General features: G+C 64.6%; 22 protein-coding genes. 14 read left to right on the forward strand and 8 right to left on the reverse strand.

Going from position 1 to position 19,451, the window contains the following annotated elements; translation table 11 throughout:
• Window positions 1-107 precede the first annotated feature (107 nt).
• From P6U27_RS34220 to P6U27_RS34240, 5 genes are all read left to right on the forward strand, one after another.
• Window positions 108-917, forward strand: a complete 810-nt coding sequence (locus tag P6U27_RS34220) for a crotonase/enoyl-CoA hydratase family protein (RefSeq protein WP_122405809.1) — start codon at window positions 108-110, stop codon at window positions 915-917.
• Window positions 914-2,797 carry a feruloyl-CoA synthase gene (locus P6U27_RS34225; protein WP_129142690.1) on the forward strand — a complete coding sequence of 628 codons (1,884 nt, stop codon included), beginning with the start codon at window positions 914-916 and terminating at the stop codon, window positions 2,795-2,797. Before P6U27_RS34220 ends, P6U27_RS34225 begins: the two co-directional genes overlap by 4 nt.
• Window positions 2,798-2,822: 25 nt before the next feature.
• The gene (locus tag P6U27_RS34230) at window positions 2,823-3,584 is read left to right on the forward strand and encodes an SDR family NAD(P)-dependent oxidoreductase (RefSeq protein WP_129142691.1); all 762 of its coding nucleotides are present in this window, start codon (window positions 2,823-2,825) and stop codon (window positions 3,582-3,584) included.
• A 22-nt stretch (window positions 3,585-3,606) separates the two neighbouring features.
• On the forward strand, window positions 3,607-4,026 hold the full coding sequence (locus P6U27_RS34235) for a thioesterase family protein (protein WP_129142692.1): 420 nt from the start codon (window positions 3,607-3,609) through the stop codon (window positions 4,024-4,026).
• A 78-nt stretch (window positions 4,027-4,104) separates the two neighbouring features.
• Window positions 4,105-5,256, forward strand: a complete 1,152-nt coding sequence (locus P6U27_RS34240) for an ABC transporter substrate-binding protein (protein ID WP_122405813.1) — start codon at window positions 4,105-4,107, stop codon at window positions 5,254-5,256.
• 158 nt (window positions 5,257-5,414) lie between these two features.
• On the opposite strand, the gene P6U27_RS34245 is transcribed toward P6U27_RS34240, so the two are convergent.
• Both P6U27_RS34245 and P6U27_RS34250 read right to left on the reverse strand, forming a co-directional pair.
• Window positions 5,415-6,143 carry a glutathione S-transferase family protein gene (locus tag P6U27_RS34245; protein WP_129142693.1) on the reverse strand — a complete coding sequence of 243 codons (729 nt, stop codon included), beginning with the start codon at window positions 6,141-6,143 and terminating at the stop codon, window positions 5,415-5,417.
• 35 nt (window positions 6,144-6,178) lie between these two features.
• A complete protein-coding gene (locus tag P6U27_RS34250) occupies window positions 6,179-6,454 on the reverse strand; it encodes a hypothetical protein (RefSeq protein WP_129142694.1) in 276 nt (91 codons plus the stop codon).
• A 127-nt stretch (window positions 6,455-6,581) separates the two neighbouring features.
• Here P6U27_RS34250 and P6U27_RS34255 point away from each other — a divergent pair, with 127 nt between their 5' ends.
• Both P6U27_RS34255 and P6U27_RS34260 read left to right on the forward strand, forming a co-directional pair.
• Window positions 6,582-7,280 (forward strand): YafY family protein, encoded by a 699-nt coding sequence (locus tag P6U27_RS34255; protein WP_122405816.1) that lies wholly within the window; start codon window positions 6,582-6,584, stop codon window positions 7,278-7,280.
• 5 nt (window positions 7,281-7,285) lie between these two features.
• Entirely contained in the window at window positions 7,286-7,600 is a 315-nt protein-coding gene (locus tag P6U27_RS34260; RefSeq protein ID WP_164936773.1) for a YkgJ family cysteine cluster protein, read from the forward strand.
• On the opposite strand, the gene P6U27_RS34265 is transcribed toward P6U27_RS34260, so the two are convergent.
• Both P6U27_RS34265 and P6U27_RS34270 read right to left on the reverse strand, forming a co-directional pair.
• Window positions 7,597-7,995 carry a hypothetical protein gene (locus P6U27_RS34265; RefSeq protein WP_162500465.1) on the reverse strand — a complete coding sequence of 133 codons (399 nt, stop codon included), beginning with the start codon at window positions 7,993-7,995 and terminating at the stop codon, window positions 7,597-7,599. The genes P6U27_RS34260 and P6U27_RS34265 overlap by 4 nt on opposite strands.
• A gap of 240 nt (window positions 7,996-8,235) precedes the next feature.
• A complete protein-coding gene (locus P6U27_RS34270) occupies window positions 8,236-8,583 on the reverse strand; it encodes a DUF3307 domain-containing protein (RefSeq protein ID WP_174221653.1) in 348 nt (115 codons plus the stop codon).
• Window positions 8,584-8,980: 397 nt separating this feature from the next.
• Here P6U27_RS34270 and P6U27_RS34275 point away from each other — a divergent pair, with 397 nt between their 5' ends.
• The 4 genes from P6U27_RS34275 (at window position 8,981) to P6U27_RS34290 (ending at window position 12,951) form a co-directional block, all read left to right on the forward strand.
• Complete coding sequence (locus P6U27_RS34275) at window positions 8,981-10,426, forward strand: TAXI family TRAP transporter solute-binding subunit (protein WP_407193414.1); 1,446 nt, start codon at window positions 8,981-8,983, stop codon at window positions 10,424-10,426.
• A 239-nt stretch (window positions 10,427-10,665) separates the two neighbouring features.
• On the forward strand, window positions 10,666-10,884 hold the full coding sequence (locus tag P6U27_RS34280) for a hypothetical protein (protein WP_122405820.1): 219 nt from the start codon (window positions 10,666-10,668) through the stop codon (window positions 10,882-10,884).
• A 163-nt stretch (window positions 10,885-11,047) separates the two neighbouring features.
• The gene (locus P6U27_RS34285; RefSeq protein WP_129142697.1) at window positions 11,048-12,154 is read left to right on the forward strand and encodes a cyclic nucleotide-gated ion channel; all 1,107 of its coding nucleotides are present in this window, start codon (window positions 11,048-11,050) and stop codon (window positions 12,152-12,154) included.
• Between the two features lie 11 nt (window positions 12,155-12,165).
• The gene (locus P6U27_RS34290) at window positions 12,166-12,951 is read left to right on the forward strand and encodes an enoyl-CoA hydratase/isomerase family protein (RefSeq protein ID WP_129142698.1); all 786 of its coding nucleotides are present in this window, start codon (window positions 12,166-12,168) and stop codon (window positions 12,949-12,951) included.
• A 4-nt stretch (window positions 12,952-12,955) separates the two neighbouring features.
• On the opposite strand, the gene P6U27_RS34295 is transcribed toward P6U27_RS34290, so the two are convergent.
• On the reverse strand, window positions 12,956-13,600 hold the full coding sequence (locus tag P6U27_RS34295; protein ID WP_407193415.1) for a glutathione S-transferase family protein: 645 nt from the start codon (window positions 13,598-13,600) through the stop codon (window positions 12,956-12,958).
• Between the two features lie 85 nt (window positions 13,601-13,685).
• Between P6U27_RS34295 and P6U27_RS34300 the strand changes: the two genes are divergently transcribed.
• Together P6U27_RS34300 and P6U27_RS34305 are read left to right on the forward strand one after the other, a co-directional pair.
• Entirely contained in the window at window positions 13,686-14,666 is a 981-nt protein-coding gene (locus P6U27_RS34300) for a YafY family protein (protein WP_129142700.1), read from the forward strand.
• Between the two features lie 136 nt (window positions 14,667-14,802).
• Complete coding sequence (locus tag P6U27_RS34305; protein WP_129142701.1) at window positions 14,803-15,045, forward strand: hypothetical protein; 243 nt, start codon at window positions 14,803-14,805, stop codon at window positions 15,043-15,045.
• Window positions 15,046-15,117: 72 nt separating this feature from the next.
• On the opposite strand, the gene P6U27_RS34310 is transcribed toward P6U27_RS34305, so the two are convergent.
• The 3 genes from P6U27_RS34310 to P6U27_RS34320 all read right to left on the reverse strand — a co-directional run bounded on the left by P6U27_RS34310 (window position 15,118) and on the right by P6U27_RS34320 (window position 18,058).
• Window positions 15,118-16,065: a fatty acid desaturase gene (locus P6U27_RS34310; RefSeq protein WP_129142702.1), complete on the reverse strand. Its 948-nt coding sequence runs from the start codon at window positions 16,063-16,065 to the stop codon at window positions 15,118-15,120.
• 15 nt (window positions 16,066-16,080) lie between these two features.
• Window positions 16,081-17,094, reverse strand: a complete 1,014-nt coding sequence (locus P6U27_RS34315; RefSeq protein WP_129142703.1) for an alpha/beta fold hydrolase — start codon at window positions 17,092-17,094, stop codon at window positions 16,081-16,083.
• 160 nt (window positions 17,095-17,254) lie between these two features.
• A complete protein-coding gene (locus P6U27_RS34320) occupies window positions 17,255-18,058 on the reverse strand; it encodes an MBL fold metallo-hydrolase (RefSeq protein ID WP_129142704.1) in 804 nt (267 codons plus the stop codon).
• A gap of 184 nt (window positions 18,059-18,242) precedes the next feature.
• On the opposite strand from P6U27_RS34320, the gene P6U27_RS34325 reads away from it, so the two are divergent.
• Entirely contained in the window at window positions 18,243-19,442 is a 1,200-nt protein-coding gene (locus P6U27_RS34325; protein WP_122406948.1) for an MFS transporter, read from the forward strand.
• The last annotated feature ends 9 nt before the right edge of the window (window positions 19,443-19,451 follow it).

The raw sequence follows: 19,451 nt of genomic DNA on the forward strand, positions 1-19,451 counted from the left end.
CGGCGCGGCCGTCGCCACTGTCCTCGCCCTCTTGGGCAGGGAACCCTGTCCCATATTGACTCCTCCAAAATTCGTTATACAACATAACTATTCTGACAAGGACGCAAATGACACAGGGAAACGCCGAGACCGCGAACGCGGGCGCCTCCGGGCTACTCCGGATCGAGCGGGCAGACCGGGTTCTGACCGTGGGTCTGAACCGGCCCGCCAAGCGCAATGCGCTCAATGACGGCATCATCCTGGAAATCGGCGAGTGTTTCGCGAACCTGCCCGAGGACATCGGCGCGGTCGTCATCCACGGCATCGGCGACCATTTCTCCAGCGGTCTCGACCTGTCCGAATTGACCGAGCATGACGCCACGGGCGGCCTGCTCCATTCCCAGATGTGGCATAGGGTGTTCGACCGCATCCAGTACAGCCGCGTGCCCGTCATCGCGGCGCTCAGGGGCGCGGTGATCGGCGGCGGGCTGGAGCTTGCCTGCGCAGCGCATATCCGCGTCGCCGAGCCCTCGACCTATTTCGCGCTGCCGGAGGGACAGCGCGGCATCTTCGTCGGTGGCGGCGGCTCGGTGCGGCTGCCGCGGCTGATTGGCGTCGCCAGGATGATGGACATGATGCTGACGGGCCGCGTCTATAGCGCGACCGAAGGCGCGTCCTACGGCTTCGCGCAATACCTGACCGAGGCCGGCCACGGGCTCGGCAAGGCGCTGGAGCTCGCGACCAAGGTTGCGTCCAACGCGCCGTTGACGAATTTCGCCGTGCTCCAGGCGTTGCCGATGATCGCCGAGGCCAATCCGCAGACCGGCCTGTTGATGGAGTCGCTGATGGCGACCGTCGCGCAGAGCGATAAAGAGGCAAAGCGCAGGATCCGCGAATTCCTCGAGCACAAGACCGCAAAGGTGAAGCCGAAGTCATGAGCGCGCAGCCGTCCTCTTCCAGCATGGAGCGCGGCGCGAGCACTTTCCCGCTGCGGCCGATCTCGTTCGGCGATCCCGTCGTCAACATCGAGCGGCGTGAAGACGGCACGATCTATCTCAGGCCCAAGCAGCCGCTCGGCGACTATCCGGTCCGCATCACCGATCGCCTGCATCACTGGGCCACGACCACGCCGGACCGCGTCTTCATGGCCGAGCGTGAAGGCGGCCGCGGCTGGCGCAAGATCACCTATGCCGAGCTGCTCACCGCGAGCCGGCACATTGCCTCCGCGTTGATCCAGCGCGGCCTGTCGGCGGAGCGGCCGGTCGTGATCCTCTCCGGCAATTCGATCGACCACGCGCTGCTGGCTTTCGGCGCTTTGTACGCAGGCGTTCCGTTCTGCCCGGTGTCGCCGGCCTATTCGCTGGTGTCGAAGGATTACGGCAAGCTATCTTACCTGATGAAGCTGCTGACGCCGGGCCTCGTCTTCGCCGCGGACGCCGACAAGTTCGCCGATGCGCTTGCCGCCAACGTCTCGCTCGGCACCGAGATCGCCGCGTCCTACGGCAGCGTGCCGGGCCGCGACGTCACCCTGCTTGCCGACCTCATGGCCGCGCCGATCCGCGGCGACCTCGACGACGTCCATAGCAGGATCGGCCCCGACACGATCGCAAAATTCCTGCTGACCTCGGGCTCGACGGGCAATCCCAAGGCCGTCATCAACACGCAGCGCATGATCTGCGCCAATCAGGTGATGCTGCGCGAAACGCTCGCCTTCCTCAAGGACGAGCCGCCCGTCATCATCGATTGGCTGCCGTGGAATCACACCTTTGGCGGCAACCACAATATCGGGCTGACGCTCTACAATGGCGGCTCGATGTATCTGGACGCCGGCAAACCGGTGCCCGGCGGCATCGAGGAGACCGTGCGCAATCTCCAGGAGATTTCGCCGACGGTCTATTTCAACGTGCCCAAGGGCTACGAATCGCTGCTGCCCTATTTGCGCAAGGACCAGGGGCTGCGCGCAAAGTTCTTCGACCGGCTGCACGCGATGTTCTTCTCGGGCGCCGCGTTGTCGCCGTTCGTCTGGAACAGTCTCGACGAGCTCGCGGTGAAGGAGAAGGGCTATCGCGTGCCGATGCTGACCGGCCTTGGCGCCACCGAGACAGCACCGTTCTTCATGTCGGTCAATCCGCGCACCAGCCGCTCCGGTCATGTCGGACTCCCGGTGTCGGGCAACGAGGCCAAGCTGGTGCCCAACAACGGCAAGCTTGAGGTGCGCGCCAAGGGGCCGAACGTGATGCCGGGGTACTGGCGCCAGCCCGACATCACCGCAAAATCCTTCGACGAGGAAGGATTTTACAAGATGGGCGACGCGCTCAAGCCCGCCGACCCGAATGATCTCAACGCCGGCTTCGACTTCGACGGACGCGTCAGCGAGGATTTCAAGCTGGCGAGCGGCACCTGGGTCAGCGTCGGCCCCTTGCGCGCGCGCTTCGTTGCGGCCTGCGCGCCCTTGGTGCGCGACGTCGTCATCGCCGGCATCAACCGCGACGAGATCTGCGCGCTGGTCGTGCTCGATCTCGACGGCTGCCGCCTGATCAACCCGACGCTGCCGGCCGACGATCTGGTCGTCGCGACGCGCGACCGGCTGGTTCGCGAGGCTTTCCGCGAGCGCCTGACCATTTTCCTCAGCCAGGCCACGGGCTCCTCGACCCGGATCACGCGCGCGATCCTGATGGACACGCCGCTGTCGATCGACAAGGGCGAGGTCACCGACAAGGGCTCGATCAACCAGCGCGCCGTGCTGGAACATCGCACCGCATTGATCGACGAGCTCTACGCTGCCAATCCGTCGGACCGTGTGATATCGGTCCCCTGAGAAATCATCGCCAAAGGAGAACGCCATGTTGTTGAAGGATCAGGCAGCCATCGTCACCGGCGGCGCATCAGGGCTTGGCGCGGCCACCGCGCGAAAGCTGGCAGCGCAGGGCGCCAAGGTCGCGGTGTGCGATCTCAATACCAAGCTTGCCGAAACGGTTGCGGCCGAGGTCGAGGGCGTGCCCGTGACCTGCGACGTCTCCGATGCCGCGTCCGCTGAAGCCGCGATCGCGCAGGCGACGAAGGCCCACGGCCCGGCGCGCGTGCTGGTCAACTGCGCTGGCATCGGCGTGGCAAAACGCGTCGTTGGCCGTGACGGTCCGATGGCGCTTTCAGACTTCGACAAGGTGATCAAGGTCAATCTGATCGGCACCTTCAACATGCTGCGCCTCGCCGCGGCCGAGATGTCCAAGCTGGAGCCGCAGGCGAGCGGCGAGCGCGGCGTCATCATCAACACCGCCTCCGTGGCGGCCTATGACGGCCAGATCGGCCAGTCCGCCTATTCGGCGTCCAAGGGCGGCATCGTCGGCATGACGCTGCCGATCGCGCGCGAGCTCGCGCAGTTCGGCATTCGCGTGCTGACGATTGCGCCCGGCCTGTTCCTGACGCCGCTGCTCGCCAACCTGCCGCAGGAAGCCCAGGACTCGCTCGCTGCCGCGATCCCCTTCCCGCGCCGGCTCGGCAATGCCGACGAGTTCGCCGCACTCGCCCTGCACATGGTCGAGAATGCCTATCTGAACGGCGAAGTGGTGCGCCTCGACGGCTCGCTGCGCATGGCGCCGAAGTAAATTCGTGACGTAAGGCACCGCCATGTTCGTGAACCGGCGCGAGGTCCAGATCCAGTGGGGTGATTGCGACCCTGCCAACATCGTCTATTACCCGCGCTATTTCGCGATGTTCGATGATTCGACCTCGACCCTGTTCGAGGTCGCCGGCTTCTCCAAGCAGGACCTGGTCCGCAAGTACGGCCTGGTGGGCATTCCCATGGTCGACACGCGGGCCAAGTTCTACATCCCCTCGACCTATGGCGACTGGATCACCATCGAAACCAGAATCGAGAGCATCAAGCGCTCGAGCTTCGAGGTGAAGCACGACGTCTACAAGGACGAGGCGCTGGCGATCGAGGGGTTCGAGACCCGCGTCCTGGTCGGCCGCGATCCTGCCAACCCCGACAAGCTGAAATCGGCACCGTTTCCGCCGGAGATGGTCGCCAAATTCACGGGACGCTAAATCGCCGCATCACCAAAAGAGGGGGCTGAATTGCCCCCCGATTTCTGCTTTCAAGGAACGACGTCAAGGGAGGAATAGATGAAACGCTTTTATTTGACCGCTGCCATCACCGCGGCCGCACTGGCGCTGCCGGCACTGCCTGCGCTGGCCCAGACCAGCGAAATCACCATCGGCATCACCACCACCACGACCGGCCCGGGCGCGGCGCTTGGCATTCCCGAGCGCAACGCGCTGGAATTCGTGCCCAAGGAGATCGGCGGCGTGCCGCTGAAGGTGATCGTGCTCGACGACGGCGGCGATCCCACCACCGCGACCACCAACGCCCGGCGCTTCGTGACCGAATCCAAGGCCGACATCATCATGGGCTCGGCGCTGACGCCGCCGACGATCGCGGTCTCCAACGTCGCCAACGAAGCCGGCATCCCGCACTTTGGTCTGGCACCCTTCCCGATCACGCCGGAGCGCATGAAGTGGTCGGTGGCAATGCCGCAGCCGATTCCGATCGTGGGCAAGGTTCTGTACGACCACATGAAAGCCAAGGGTGTGAAGACGCTCGGCTATATCGGCTATTCGGACTCCTACGGCGACCTCTGGTTCAACGACCTCAAGGCGCAGGCGGTGCCGATGGGCATGACCATCGTCGACGAGGAGCGCTTCGCCCGTCCTGACACTTCGGTGACCGGACAGGTGCTAAAGCTCGTCGCGGCCAATCCCGACGCCATCCTGGTCGGCGCCTCCGGCACCGCCGCCGCGCTGCCGCAGACCGAGCTGCGCGAGCGCGGCTATCAGGGCCTGATCTACCAGACCCATGGCGCGGCCAGCATGGACTTCATCCGCATCGCCGGCAAAGCGGCCGAGGGCGTGCTGATGGCCTCGGGCCCTGTGATGGACCCCGAAGATCAGCCGGACGAAGCTGCCACCAAGAAGCCGGGCCTCGCGCTCAACTCGGCCTATGAAGCCAAGTACGGTCCGAACAGCCGCAGCCAGTTCGCCGGCCATTCCTACGATGCATTCGAGATCCTGAAGCGCGTGATCCCCACGGCGCTGAAAACCGCAAAACCCGGAACGCCGGAATTCCGCGAAGCGATTCGCCAGGCACTGCTTTCCGAGAAGGAGCTTGCAGCGAGTCAAGGCGTCTACAACTTCACCGAAAAGGACCGCTACGGCCTCGACGAGCGCTCGCGCATCCTGCTGACGGTGAAGAACGGCAAGTACTCGCTGGTGAAGTAGGCAGAGCGACAGTTTGAGACGACGAGAGCCGGCCCATTGGGCCGGCTCTTTTGTTTTTCTTCGGGATCAAATTGCCACCTGGGTCGTCATGCCCGGGCTTGTCCCGGCCATGACGATGTGGGGAGTTCAGCGCTTCACGAATAACCGACTTGCAAGCGCTAAGCCGCCTGCCGCAGCGGGGTCCAGGCGAACTCCGGATAGTAATCGTCCATCATGCGGTCGACATACGCCGTGAGGTTTGGAAATCCCTCGGCCCGCTGCCGCAGTCCAGATTCGAAGAATGGCGTCAAGATCCCGGCGAGTGCGCCGAAGGCGGTGGCGTCGACGCCGCAGGGCTTGTTGCCCATCAGATACGCCTTGTCGCCGAGCTGCACCGACAGCGCGAACAGCGAGCGCACGGCGAGATCGACGTCGTCATCGGGCGCATGGCGGCCGAGGCCGGAGAGCAGATAGTTCTCGGCGACGCGGAACTGTGCGTCCTCGCGGAGTTTTTCGCGGCTGTGCTCCGGCGCACCGTCGAAGAAATGCGCAGGGCCCTTGGCGAAGTTGACCGGATCCACCCAGCGGGCGCCGACCAGCGCCCAGTAGACGTGATGCTCGATCATGCGCTCGAACGCCCAAGCCTGCGCACGCTCCTGCAACGAGAGGCCGGCATCGAAATCGAAGCCGTAGCGGCGCTCGATGTGGGCGCGGATGAAGGTGGAATCGGCCACCGCCTCGCCGCCGTCGTCGATGAAAGGCAGCTGCCCCTTGGGCGAAGCCGGCGGCATTGCCCGCTCCTTCCGGTATGGCAGCCCCGCCATCTTGAGCTGCACCTCCGTCTTGGTGACGAAGGGGCTGATTTCCGGCAGGCCGAAGCCAGCGCCAAAGCCGTAAAGCGTGATCATGCGAGCTCTCCTGAACCTGTCGAACGAGAAGGAACCTAGCGGTCTGCTGCTGCCACCATGGTGGCAGCAGCCGTGATATCTTCTGCAAAGCGGGCCCCTCGCCAGGCGAGCCCCATGAAATGGCGGACCAGCGCATCCGCGGCATGAACCAGCGAACGCGTCACGGCGGTCGCGAGCGCAAGGCGGAGGTCGACAATGGTGAAATCGAGCGAAACGAGGCGGCTGAATGCCCAAGCCTGCCACGCCTGCACCTGGAAAGGCTGGCTCCGCCACAACGGGCCGGCCGGGCCGGAATGGGTTGAAATGATCATGGACAAATCCTCTTCAGTCGATGTGTTGCCCCGGTATAGAACTCACCTGCTGCCAACATTCTGTCAGCAGCCGCACGCCGCCTTCTGAGAAAGACCACCGAGAAAAAGCAGCGATAAGAGACCTGTCATGAGACGCGCCGACCGGCTGTTTCAAATCATCCAGGTGCTGAGGCGCACGCGTAAGCCGCTGACGGCGGACGCGATCGCAGCCGAGCTCGAGACCTCGAAGCGCACCATCTATCGCGACATCGCAACCCTGATCGGCCAGCGCGTGCCGATCCGCGGCGAGGCCGGGATGGGTTACATCCTGGAAAAGGGTTTTGACCTCCCGCCGCTCATGCTGACACCCGACGAGATCGAGGCGGCGGTGCTGGGTGCGCAATGGGTCGCAGGCCACGCCGACTCCGCTCTGGCGCGCGCGGCCGAAGACTTGATGGCCAAGATCGCCGACACCGTGCCTGAGCGCCTGCGGCCCTTCGTGCTGGAGCCGGCGAGCCGGGCGCGGCCGAGCTGGAACAGGGAGCCGGACCGCCTGGACATGGCGCGCACCCGCACTCATATCCACGAAGGCAAGAAGATCATGCTGCGCTATCGCGACGAGCAAGGCCGCCCCAGCGAGCGCGTGATCTGGCCGATTTCGGTCGGCTATCTCGAAGCGGTGCGGCTGCTGGCAGCCTGGTGCGAGCTGCGCGGCGACTTCCGCAGCTTCCGCACCGATCGCGTGGTCGAGGCGACCTATCTCGACGAGAAATATCCGGAGCGGCGCGACGTGCTGCGCGCAAGATGGCGGCAGAGCCTGGTCTGGGGTCCGCCAAAGGATACGTGAGGACGATGGAAGAGATCGACCCGTCGAGCTGTTGCCAGGGTTGCGGCGCCTGCTGCAGCTATTCGGAGAACTGGCCGCGCTTCTCGATCGAGAGCGACGAGGAGCTTGCCGCGATTCCCGACGCGCTGGTCAACGCGCGCCAATCCGGCATGCGCTGCGAGGGTGATCGCTGCGCGGCCTTGCAGGGGGAAATCGGAAAAGCGACGGCCTGCGGCATCTATGAAGTGCGGCCGGACGTGTGCCGCACCTGCATGCCGGGCGATGCCGAATGCGCGATGGCGCGGCGGAAGTTCGGGTTGCCGATGATAGAGGCCGTTTAGGCCGGAACGGCTTCGCTGATCTCGTCGTCGAGCTCGTCATCGAGCGGTGCGAGCACCGAGAGCGGTTTGGTCGACAGCGTGATCGGCTTGCGCCCGCCCGACAGCGACGATGAGGATTTCGCCGTGCCTTCGCGCGACAGCGTGTAGAGCGTCGAGCCGACGCGGCCGCCGTTCTCGATCAGGTCGCGCTCGCTGCAGCTTGCTGCGATCGCGACCGCCAGCGAGTGCAGATGGCTGCGGCGGTAGCAGAACAGCGCCAGCCTGGCGCGAACATCAGGGGAAACACTCTCAACCAGCCTCGGCAGGCCGCTCTCGCTGGCGCGATACATCTCGCCAAGGAGCTCGTCGCGGACCGGGCAGAAATCGCCTTCAAAGGTGTCGCGGCTTGAAAACATTGCAGTTCTCCCTCGTGTGCGGAAGATGCAGCGCAATTCTCTAACGAAAGGTTAACCACGCCGGGCGGCAGTCGTCCGGGGTAGTTTCGCGTGACCCGCGAATCAGGAGGGGGGCTTTGCTGATTGCCGTCATTCCGGGGATCGCGAAGCGAGAACCCGGAATCTCGAGATTCTCTCAGGAGCGCAATTGCGCTCCATCGTTCGGTCCTGCGGACCGCCCCCGGAATGACTGCGCAGCCCTCAGTTCGCCGCCATGAAGATGGAGAGGCCGAAGCCGGTCAGGTGATGCAGCGCCTGGTCGACGCCGATCAGGGTCCAGAACCAGGGATGCGCGAGGTCGACGCCGAAATTGGCGGAGACGAATCCCTTGGCGCGGTCGATCGTGATGTGGATCGCGAAATCAATGAAGGCCACGAACCAGAATTTTGGCGCCACGATCACGATCAGGGGCAGCGCAACGGCAAGGTGGACCAGGCAGTGCACCAGAAGCGGCAGGGCCCAGCCATGCTTCTGGTCCTTGCCGTGCGCCATCCAGGCGGTTTGGAGAACGAAATCGGCAATGATGTGCTTGAAGGTGAGCAGCAACATCCAGCCAATGAGCGCTTCAACCGGAATCGCCGATAACATGGTTGGAAACGACAAGCTGACGCCCTCATTGACGTGACGAGAAGAATTGGAGCGTTCAGCGCGACTTCTTCTTGGACCGGTCAAATCGCCGGGACGCGTGATTTATGACATCTCCCACGGCGGAATGCAGCCGGGTGGAACCGGAAAATCGCCAACTGTGGCTAACTGGTGATAGGATGACCAATAGCCGCGGCCACATCGGGTAAGGTTACCCTCCGGCTCGAAATTTGCATTCCGCTAGCCCGGCGCTATCATCGCCGCTAGAGAATATCGTTCTTTTTTCAGGCGTTTACGAATTACGGGGCGTCCGCCCATGAGCGCACTACCCGCCATCAAAGAGTAAGGCCAGAGTGCTGCCATGGGTACTGAAGGCCCCACCGCATCGCCGACCGTGCCTCCGCCCCGGCGCACCAAGGTGATCAAGACCAACCAGCAGCAGGTTTTCCTCTACGTCGTGCTGACCCTGCTGCTGTCGCTTGCCACCGTCTGGGCCGGCCGCACGCTGGTGCACAATTCGGAAACGCTCACCTTTGCCGTCGGTGGACCCAACAGCGACGAGGCACTGTTCGCGGCCAAGCTCGCTGCTCTCCTGAAGAACAACGCCTCGCGCTTCCGGATCAAGATCGTCAACAACGGCGACAACGCCAAGGCGGTCGTCCAGTTCGACCGCAGGCAGGCCGACCTCGCCGTGCTGCGCACAGATGCCAGGGTACCGCTGCGGGCGCGCACACTCGCGATCCTCGAGCACGACCTCGTGCTCCTGCTCGGTCCCGGCAACAAGAAGATCAAGTCGCTCGCCGAGCTGAAGAAGAAGAAGGTCGCGGTCGTCGCCGAGAACGAAGCCTCGCTCGCCTTCGTCCGCAGCATCCTCGACGTTCCCGACGGCCCTGACGCTGCGAAGATCCAGATGGCGCCGCAGGGCACAACACTCGACAAGCTGTTTGCGCCGTCAAACGGCTTCGGCGCAGTGGTCGCCATCGTCCACGCTTCGAAGGCGGTGCGGGACAAGTCCTATGAGCAAGCCGCCAAACGCGGCGGCTTCACGCTGAACGCGATCGACGAGGCCAAGGCGCTGGCGCGCAAATTCCCGGGTATTTCCGACGAGACGCTGACAGCGGGTACATTGTCGACCTCGCCGCAAATTCCCGACGACGATCTCGACACGATCGGGCTCGAATGGCTGCTGGTCGCACAATCCAGGATGTCCCCGACCACCGCCGGCGAGCTCGCACGCACCATTTACGAGAACAAGTCCGCACTCGGACTCGACAACGGCTTTGCCACCAGGATAGAGCCAGCCTCCGTCGAGAAGGACGCCTTCGTGATCGCGCATCGGGGCGCCGCCGACTACATCAACGACGACACCAAGTCGTTCATGGATAAGTACAGCGACATGATGTATCTGGGCGCCGCCGCGCTCAGCGTCATCGGCTCGATCTTCGCGGCGATCTACGCCAAGATCACCCGCATCGCACCGGAGAAGGCCAGCGAGCTCTCGACTGCGATTCTCGATATCGGCGAGCGGATCGAGCACGCCCACTCGCTGGATCAGCTCGAATGTCTCCAAGACGAGCTGGAGGCCATCTTGCGCGGCGCCGTGATCGGCCTCAGAGACGGCACGATCAGTACCGACGGGCTCGACACCTTCAAGCTCGGCTACGAATTCGTCCGCGACGAAATCGGCATGCGCCGCGACTATCTGAAACGTCATGCCAGCGAAGCTGAAAAGACCGCGCGCGATGCCGGCCCGGCCCCGCTGGACGACAGCAATGTCGTGGTGGTGAAGACCGCCCAGAGCGCCTGATCCACCGGGCTGGGCCAACCCACCACCCTCATGTTCCGGACAAGCTGCAATGCCGAAGGCGTTGCGGCGCCGAGCCGGGACCCAGGAACCCACCACACCATGCGCTGCCATCATTACGTGCTGCGCCGCGCCCGGGGCACGGCACTGAGGCTATGATGTCCCGCCTGATCGTGAGCCGGCGGTCTGGAACCCTGCCCATCCGCAACCGTTGGCTTCCAGTTACAACCGGAGAACGCGGCATGCGTGCACTCCTGATCACCCTCCTTCTGGCAATGCTTGCGGCGGCCGGCTACTTCGCCTATTCCGCGATGGCGGTCGAAGGTGAGCCGATCCCGACTGAAGGTTATGTGGCGCTGGCGCTGGGTGCGGGGTTTTCGGTCATCGTCGGGGTCGGGCTGATGGTACTGCTGTTCTTCAGCAGCCGTCGCGGCTACGACGAGCCGCCACACTTCAGATAGCCACTCCGCCAGCGATGGTGGCACGGACCGGCAAGGCCCGGCGCAGCGGCGCCGGCAAAACGGCCTGCGCCATCGTTGACGGCCTCCGCCCGGGCGGGCACTTTGGTGTCGACGTCCCAACCGGGGCCTCGAGACTTGCCCCGAGACCGAATAGCCTTCCCGCATGTCCAAGCCGCTGATCTCCGCTCTGGCCCAGTTCACGGCCGCCACGGCCGGCCGCAACATGACCAAGGCGGCTTATGTCGCGGTGATCGTCGGCGTGCTCAGCATGGTGTTGCTGACGGACAGCCGGGCCAAAGAGGCGCGCGGCTGGGTCGACGCCCTGCTCTGGACCTGCCTCGCCTATTTCGTGTTCGAATGGCTGGTGCGGCTGCGCCACATGACGCGGCAGGGGCGTCTTTCGCTCTATGTGTCCTCCTCCGCCGGCATCGTCGACGCGATCGGGGCGCTGGCCGTGCCGGTCGCGCTTCTCCTCGGCGTTGAGCCGAAGACGGCCTGGCTGCTCAGCGTGCTCTGGGTGCTGAAGGTGGTGCCGGGCATTCCCGGCCTGCGGCAGCTGCGCCGCGTGCTGGTGCTGGAATCGGGGCCGCTGCTCAGCGTGCTCGTGATCTTCCTGATGGTGGTCTTCCTCGCTTCCGTCGCCGAATATTTCCTGGAGCGCGACGTGCAGCCGCAGACCTTCGGCAGCGTACCGGCCGCGCTGTGGTGGGCGGTGGTGACCCTGACGACGACCGGCTATGGCGACGTCGTGCCGGTCACGCCGCTAGGGCGCTTGGTGGCGGCCCTGGTGATGATCTCCGGGCTCGGCGTGTTCGGCCTCTGGACCGGTATTTTGGCGACCGGATTCGCCGCGGAGACGCGGCGCGACAATTTCCTCAAGACCTGGGAGTCCGTCAGCAAGGTACCGTTCTTCGCGACCCTGGGACCCGCGGCCATCGCCGACGTCACCCATATGCTGCGCACCATCGAGCTGCCGGCGCGCACCACGGTCATCCGCAAAGGTGCGCAAGGCGACTGCATGTATTTTATCGCCGCCGGCGAGGTCGAGGTCGATCTGCCCGGCAAGAAGGTGCAGCTCGGCGAAGGCGACTTCTTCGGCGAGATGGCGCTGCTCGGCAACAACAAGCGCGGCGCGAACGTCTCGACCACGAAAGTGTCGCGGCTTCTGGTGCTCGACCTCGTCGATTTCCGCGTGCTGATGGCGCGGCATCCCGATCTCGCCGAAACTATCGACGCGGAAGCAAAACGGCGTGCGCTCGAGAACAAGTAATGGAGACAAGAATGTCGGATACAGCCGAGACGGCATCCAGCCCCCTGCTCGAGATCACCGGCGCCCGCGCCACCATCCGCCTCAACCGGCCGAAGCATCTCAACCGGCTCCAGGCGGAGGATCTCGGCGAATTGACGAGACTGTTCGACCGGGTCGAGGCCGATCGCGACATTCGCGTGCTGGTGCTGACCGGCACCGGACGCGCCTTCTCCGCGGGCTACGATCTCAATTCGGTGGCAGAACGCGCTGTCAGCGCCAGCGAGCAGCAGAGCGCGGGCTCGGCCTTCGAGGTGGTCGTCAACCGGCTCGAGGATCTCGGCGTGCCGACGATCTGCCGGCTCAATGGTGGCGTCTATGGCGGCTCGACCGACCTCGCGCTCGCCTGCGATTTCCGCATTGGCGTCGATACCGCGGAAATGTTCATGCCGGCGGCGCGGCTTGGGCTGCACTATTACCCGAGCGGTATCAAACGCTACGTGACCCGCCTCGGCGTGGACAATGCGAAGAAGCTGTTCCTGACCGCACAAAAGATCAGCGCCCCGGAGATGCTGCGCATCGGCTATCTCACCGCGATGGTGCCGGTGGAATTCCTGGACGAGGAGGTCGACAAGCTCGCTGGCCTCCTCGCCGGCAACGCGCCGCAGGCGATGCGCGGCATGAAACGCGCGATCAACGAGTTCGCCCGCGGTGAGCTCGATGAGGAAGCCGCCGACCAGCGCCACCGCGACAGCATGCGCGGCGAGGAGATCAAGGAAGGCATCAAGGCGTTTGCCGAGAAGCGGGCGCCGCGGTTTTGAACTCTCATCCACCCGCCGCAGCGGCATGCTGCGCCGCCATCTCGGCGTCGGCGGCGGTGACGCGCTGGAACGCCGGCCGCGCGGTCATGCGCTCGGCATATCTTACGAAGACGTCCTTCTTCGGGACGATGCCGAACATCATGGTCCAACTGAAGGCGACGCCCCACAAGATATCGGCCGCCGTCATACGCTCGCCGAGCAGATAGGGTCCTTTCGCCAGCTGGGCCTCGAGCGCACCCAGCATGGTGTCGTAATCGGGATAGGGCGATTGCGTGATCGGCGCCGGCTCGCGCTGCATGAACTTGTCGATCAGGGCCGGCTCGAACGACGATCCGTAATAGGCGATCCAGCGCAGATAAGGCCCGCGCAGCGGATCGTTCAGGGCGGGCGTCAGCCCAGCCTGCGGGAACAGATCGGCGAGATAGATGGTGATGGCGACCTGCTCCGTCACCAGCGCCTCGCCGTGGCGGATCGCCGGCACCTTGCCGAGCGGATTGATGGCGAGATAGGCGGGCTTGCGCTGCTCGCCGGCCTTCATGTTGAGAATATGGAGATCGTAAGGTGCTCCCAGCTCCTCCAGCAGCACCCGCGTGCCGGTGGCGCGCGTCTGCGGCGAATAGAACAGGGTGACGCGGATCGGATCGGTCATGGCAGTCTCCATCTGGCCGGCTGGCGATGGGCTGCTTCTAGCGAACCATACCTGACATTCTCTGTCAGGTATGGTTTAAGGCATCATGCGCGCGAGCCGGATGCTGTCGATCCTCACCACACTCCAGGCCAGGGGGCGGGTCACCGCGCCCGAGCTCGCGGAAGCCTGCGAAGTCTCGGTGCGCACGATCTATCGCGACATTGACGCGCTCGCCGCGTCCGGCGTTCCCGTTTACGCCGACCGCGGCGCGGAAGGCGGCTATCGCCTGCTCGACGGCTATCGCGTGCGGCTGAACGGGCTGTCGCAGAGCGAGGCCGGCGCGCTGTTCCTGGCGGGATTGCCAGGCCCGGCCGCGGCGCTCGGGCTCGATGCCGCGATGATCGCCGCCCAGAACAAGCTGATGGCCGCCCTGCCTCCGAATTTGCGCGAGGATGCCGGGCGGATGCAGGAGCGTTTCCACCTCGATGCGCCAGGCTGGTTCGGCGAAGCGGAAGACCCGAAGCACCTGCGCACCATCGCCGGCGCGGTGCTGCGCGGGACGCTGATCAGGATCCGCTACCAGAGCTGGCGCGCGGAGAAGCAGCGCCGCGTCGCCCCGCTCGGCCTCGTGCTGAAAGGCGGCAGCTGGTATCTCGCCGGGCAAGTCGACGGCAGCGTGCGCACCTATCGCGTCGCACGCGTGCTCGACTGCACGGCGCTCGACGACCGCTTCGACCGCCCCGCCGATTTCGATCTCGCCGCCTATTGGCAGGCCGCGACACTTCGCCTCGAGGCCGAGATGCATCCCAATGTCGCGATCGTCCGGCTGTCGCCATTCGGCGTCAAGCTGCTCGACGCGCTGAGCCAGCCCTACGTCAAGGCGCGCACGCAGCTCGAAGAGACGGCCGACGCAGACGGCTGGCGCATTGCGCGACTGCCGGTCGGCAAGACGTCGTGGCACGCCGCAGCCGAATTGCTGCGGCTCGGGCCCGAGGCCGAGGTGCTGGAACCCGCCGATCTCCGCGACAAGATGGCCGAGCTGACACAGGCGATGGCTGTGCGCTATCGCGCGGTACGAAGAGCCTGACAGCGGCACATTTGCCGCAGCCGACGAAACAATCCTGAAACACGATTCTTCCCTCGCGCCATGAACGAGTTCGCGGCTCGCGCCGACGCAGACGCAGGGACACAACAACGGCCTCGCGCCAAACTGGAGAATGAAGATGTTTCGTAAGCTCGCTCTTGGTCTGATCGCTGCCGGCTCGCTCGGCGCTGCCGCTCTCGCGCCCACCGCCGCTTCGGCTCACGGCTTCCATCACTGGGGTCATGGCTGGGGCCCGGGCTGGGGCTATGGCGGCATCTACGTCAACACCGGCGTCAGCAACTGCTACCAGGAGCGCGTCGTCCGGACCCGCCACGGCCTGCGCGTGCGCGTCGTGAATGTCTGCCCCTACGGGATCTACTGATAACTCGCGTTCACGACAAAGCTCCGGTCGCATTGCGGCCGGAGTTTTGCGTTCGTTCAAGCGATTTTGGTGTCAGCCGGCCTGCCGCTGCCGGCGAAACCACGCCCAGGTCTCGCGCGTCGTCCTGATGTAGCCGCGCCCGCGATGGAAGATCTCGCCGTCGACGATCTCGTTCAGTTTCGGCAATGCGTGAAAGGGAATCGAGGGATAGGCGTGATGCTCGACATGATAGGGCATGTTCCACGCGAACCATTTGACGATGGCAGCGGTATAGGTGGTGCGGGTGTTCTGGAAGGCGCTGCGGGTACGATCGCAACCGGTGTGCTCGGCCAAGAGATAGGGCCGCAGGAAGAATTGCCCGATGACCAGCGGAACGACCCAGACCATGAGCAGCAGCGCGGAGGAGAACCACAGCGAGAGCGCGAGCAGCAGAACATAGAGGGCGGCATAGACGCGCGCTTCGGTCACGATAATGGCGCGCTTGTTCTCGGGGATCCAGGGCACCGTGACCTTGCCGGTGACGGCATGGCCGAGCATCAGCCGGAGGCGCCCCGCAACCTGGAGCAAGCCGCTATAGGCGATCACGATCTGGGTGTCGGATTTCGGCTTCACGCCGACGATCAGCTCCGGGTCCCTCTCGGGATCCTGGGTGTAGCGATGATGGTCCCAGTGGAACAAGCAGTAATATTCGTAAGGTTGCCCGATGATGAAGGCCGAGAGATAGCCGACCGTGAGATTGAGGCCGCGGCTCTTGAACGCGGTCTTGTGCGCGGTCTCGTGCACCGCCATGAACAGGAAGGCGACGAAATAGCCCTGTATTACCATCAGCGGCAGCGCCCAAAGGACGCCATAGCTCGAGCTGACTTTCCAGATCAACGACCCGACCAGAATGACCACGCCGTAATGGCAAAGGCTGCGCACCGCGCCCTGGAAATTGGAGCGGGCCGACAGTTCGCGCAGCATCGCCGGGCTCAGCGGCTTCAGGCGATGGCCGGACTCGGAAACGGTTGCGTCAGTCATGATCGGGTGCCTGTCTTACTTGCGGAGGAGCCCGGCGATCTCGGCCTTGATGAAGACCTGGTCGCGGGGATTGTTGACGGGATTGCCGGCGCGATGGCCGTGCAGCGATGGGATCGGATGCAGCACGGCTGACTTTGCATTGATCAGCTTGCCGAGTTCGTCCTCGTTGTCGCGGACGTCGAAATAGCGATCGGTCGCGCCCGGCATCAGCAGCATATGCGCCTTGATCGCGGCGAGCGCACGATCGAGATCGCCGCCGAAGGCCGAGCACCGGCTGATGTCGCCGCGCTGCCAGATGCCGATCTGCGCCAGGAGATCGTTGGCATCGCGCCGCGCGAAAGTCGCATCCCAGGCGCGGACGAGATAGTCCTCGAGCGAGGTGAAGCCGGCCTCGCGCCAGAGCTCGTCGCGATAGAAGCCGTGCGACATCGCCCAGCCGGCATAGACGCGTCCCATGGCGCGATAGCCGGCGACGGGCCTTTCGACGAACCGGCCGTCCCGGAAAGCGGGATCGCCGGTCAAGGCGGCCTTCACGCTTTCCAGGAAGACGTAGTTGTAGGGCGCGCAACGCGCGCTGCCGCAGACGACCGCGGCACGCGCGACCATATCAGGATGCAGTGCCGCCCAGTGATAGGCCTGCATGCCGCCCATCGACCAGCCATACACCAGCGCGAGCTTTGTGATGCCGAAGCGCTCGGCGAGAAGGCGATGCTGAACGGCGATGGCGTCGTGAAAGCTGAGTTCGGGGAACGGCGCGGCGGAGTTCGACGGCGAGGATGACAGGCCGTTGCCGAACAGATTCGGGATGACGATGAAATAGCGCGAGGGATCGAGCACGCCGTCAGGCCCGATCAGCCACTCGGTGTCGAAGTGCTGCGCGCTGAACGAGGTCGGATAGAGGATGACGTTGTCTCTGGCCGGGCTGAGCGTTCCGTAGGTCTTGTAGGCGAGCTTCAGCTTCGGAAAGACGACGCCGGATTGGAGCACGACGTTGCCGGCCTCGAAGATCTCATAATCGCGCTCAGCCATTGTGCGTCCCACTCTCGCTCGCGGCCCCCACGACGCGACGCGGCAGCGGCGATGCATCGATCATGCCAGCAGCAGACGCGCCATTGCGTCACACTCAATAACTGTACTTATAGTACATTTATTATGGACCGGCAAGACAAATCCGATCGGGCGCCGGGTCTCAGGCGATGGCCGCGATATATCGCGCCACCGATGCCGCGAACGCGGCCTTGGCAGCGCTGGCGATGTTGCGTCCCCACCAGGCGCCATAGATGCGATCGAAGGCGAGCGGCTCGACGGCAGCAGCGATCCGCCGCACCGCGGCTGCGTTGAGCGGCATGTAGTTTGGATAGGAGTACATGAAGCTGACGAAGCGGCGGTCCATCGTCACCTGCGCGATGTCCCCGGTGAGCAGAGCGCCCGCGCCGTCCGTACCGCGTGCCCAGTGCAGCATGGTGGCGCCGGCGAAATGGCCGCCGGTGCGCAGCAGCAGCACGTCATCGGAGATGCGATGCTGATCGCCGGTCCAGTGCACGATCGACGGATGTGGACGCGTCACCCATTGGCCATCGTCCGCGTGCAGATAGACCGGCACGCCGCCGAAGGCATCGCTCCAGTCGGCGAGCGCACCATAATAATGCGGATGCGAGATCGCGATCGCTTTCAACCCGCCGAGCGAGCGGACGTGAGCGATCGCCTCCGGCGTCGCCAGCGGCACGCAGTCCCACATCATGCATCCATCCGCCTGCGGCACCAGCAGCGCGCGCTGGCCGATGGCGAAACTCGGCTCGAGGGCGAGACCGGTGAGGCCGAGATCGTCGCGCCAGACGACGCGGTGACGTTCGGCCACCGTCTCGCGCGTCATGAAGGTCTGCCCCTTCCAGTTCACATATTGGCGTTCGTCCTCGCAGATCGGACAGGATGCGGGCGGATGTCCGCCATCCGGAAATTGCGCGCCGCAGGTTTCGCAGGTCCAGAGTGGCATGGCCGTAGTCCTATTGAGACCGTCGCAAGTATGACATGACGTCGCGGGGCCGCGATCGCAAGGGCGATCGGAACCAACGTGATGAGCGCAGGTTAGGTTCTGGTCCGCCCGGGCACCTATGAGCCCGCAGTCTCCGCCTCATGCGAGATCCCAGTCGATCGGCAACATTGCGTTGAGCGTCTCGATGACATCGCGCCCTTCACCGTCTCGTATCTGGCCCCTGTTCGCGCTCAACTTCTTCATGGCCGACATGCAGTCCGGCATCGGACCGTTCGTCGGCGTCTTCCTGCAGGAGCGCGGCTGGGCCAGCGGGTTGATCGGCACCGCAATGACGATCGGCAACGTTGCGGGCATGCTGATCACCACTCCGATCGGCGGCTTCATCGATTCCAGCCGCAACAAGCGCATGTGGGTCGTCATCCCCGGCATCTGCGTGGTCCTTGCCTCCGCGATCATCCTGATCTCGCAAAACTTCTGGGCCGTCACCTTTTCCCAGGTCGCGCAATCGCTGGCGAGTGCGGCGATCGTGCCGGCGGTGACGGGTATCACGCTCGGCATCGCCAAGCAGAAGGGCTTCAACGCGCTCAACGGCCGCAACCAGGCGTACAACCACGCCGGCAACATGGTCGGCGCCGCGTTGTCGGGCTATCTCGGCTACAAGTTCGGGTATGTCGCCGTGTTCCTGCTGGCCGCCATATTCGGCGCCATCGCGATCGCCTGCGTGCTGATGATTCCAGCCCAGGCGATCGATGATCGCGCCGCGCGCGGCAGCAAGGAGGACGATTCCAAAGCTCCGCCGGATGCGCTCACGATGCTGCTCAAGCACAAGCCGCTACTCGTGCTGGCGCTGACACTCGCGCTGTTCCATCTCGGCAACGCCGCCATCGTGCCGCTCTATGGACTTGCGGCCGTGGCCGACGGCCAGGCCAACGGCCCGAGCTTCGTCGCAACCACCATCGTGATCGCACAGGGCATGATGATCGTGACCTCGCTGATCGCGATGAAGGCGGCGAGCAAGCGCAATTACTGGCCGGTGATCCTGGTCTCCTTCATGTTCTTACCCGTCCGCGGCGTGCTTGCCTTCTTCGTCACGGGATGGTGGGGTGTCGTGCCGATGCAGGTGCTCGACGGCATCGGCACCGGACTGCAAACTGTCGCCGTCCCCGGCATGGTCGCGCGCTCGCTCAACGGCACCGGCCGCATCAATCTCGGCCAGGGCGCCGTGATCACGGTGCAGGGCGTCGGCGCGAGCCTCAGTCCCGCACTCGGCGGCTGGATCGCGCAATGGATCGGCTACGGCCCGACCTTCCTGCTGCTCGGCGGCTTCGGCCTCGCGTCTATGGCGCTGTGGCTGGCCTTTGGCGCCGCGGTGAAGAAGTATTGAGGGCCGCAA

It is taken from the genome of Bradyrhizobium sp. STM 3566 (assembly GCF_045571445.1).
Classification (GTDB): domain Bacteria; phylum Pseudomonadota; class Alphaproteobacteria; order Rhizobiales; family Xanthobacteraceae; genus Bradyrhizobium; species Bradyrhizobium vignae.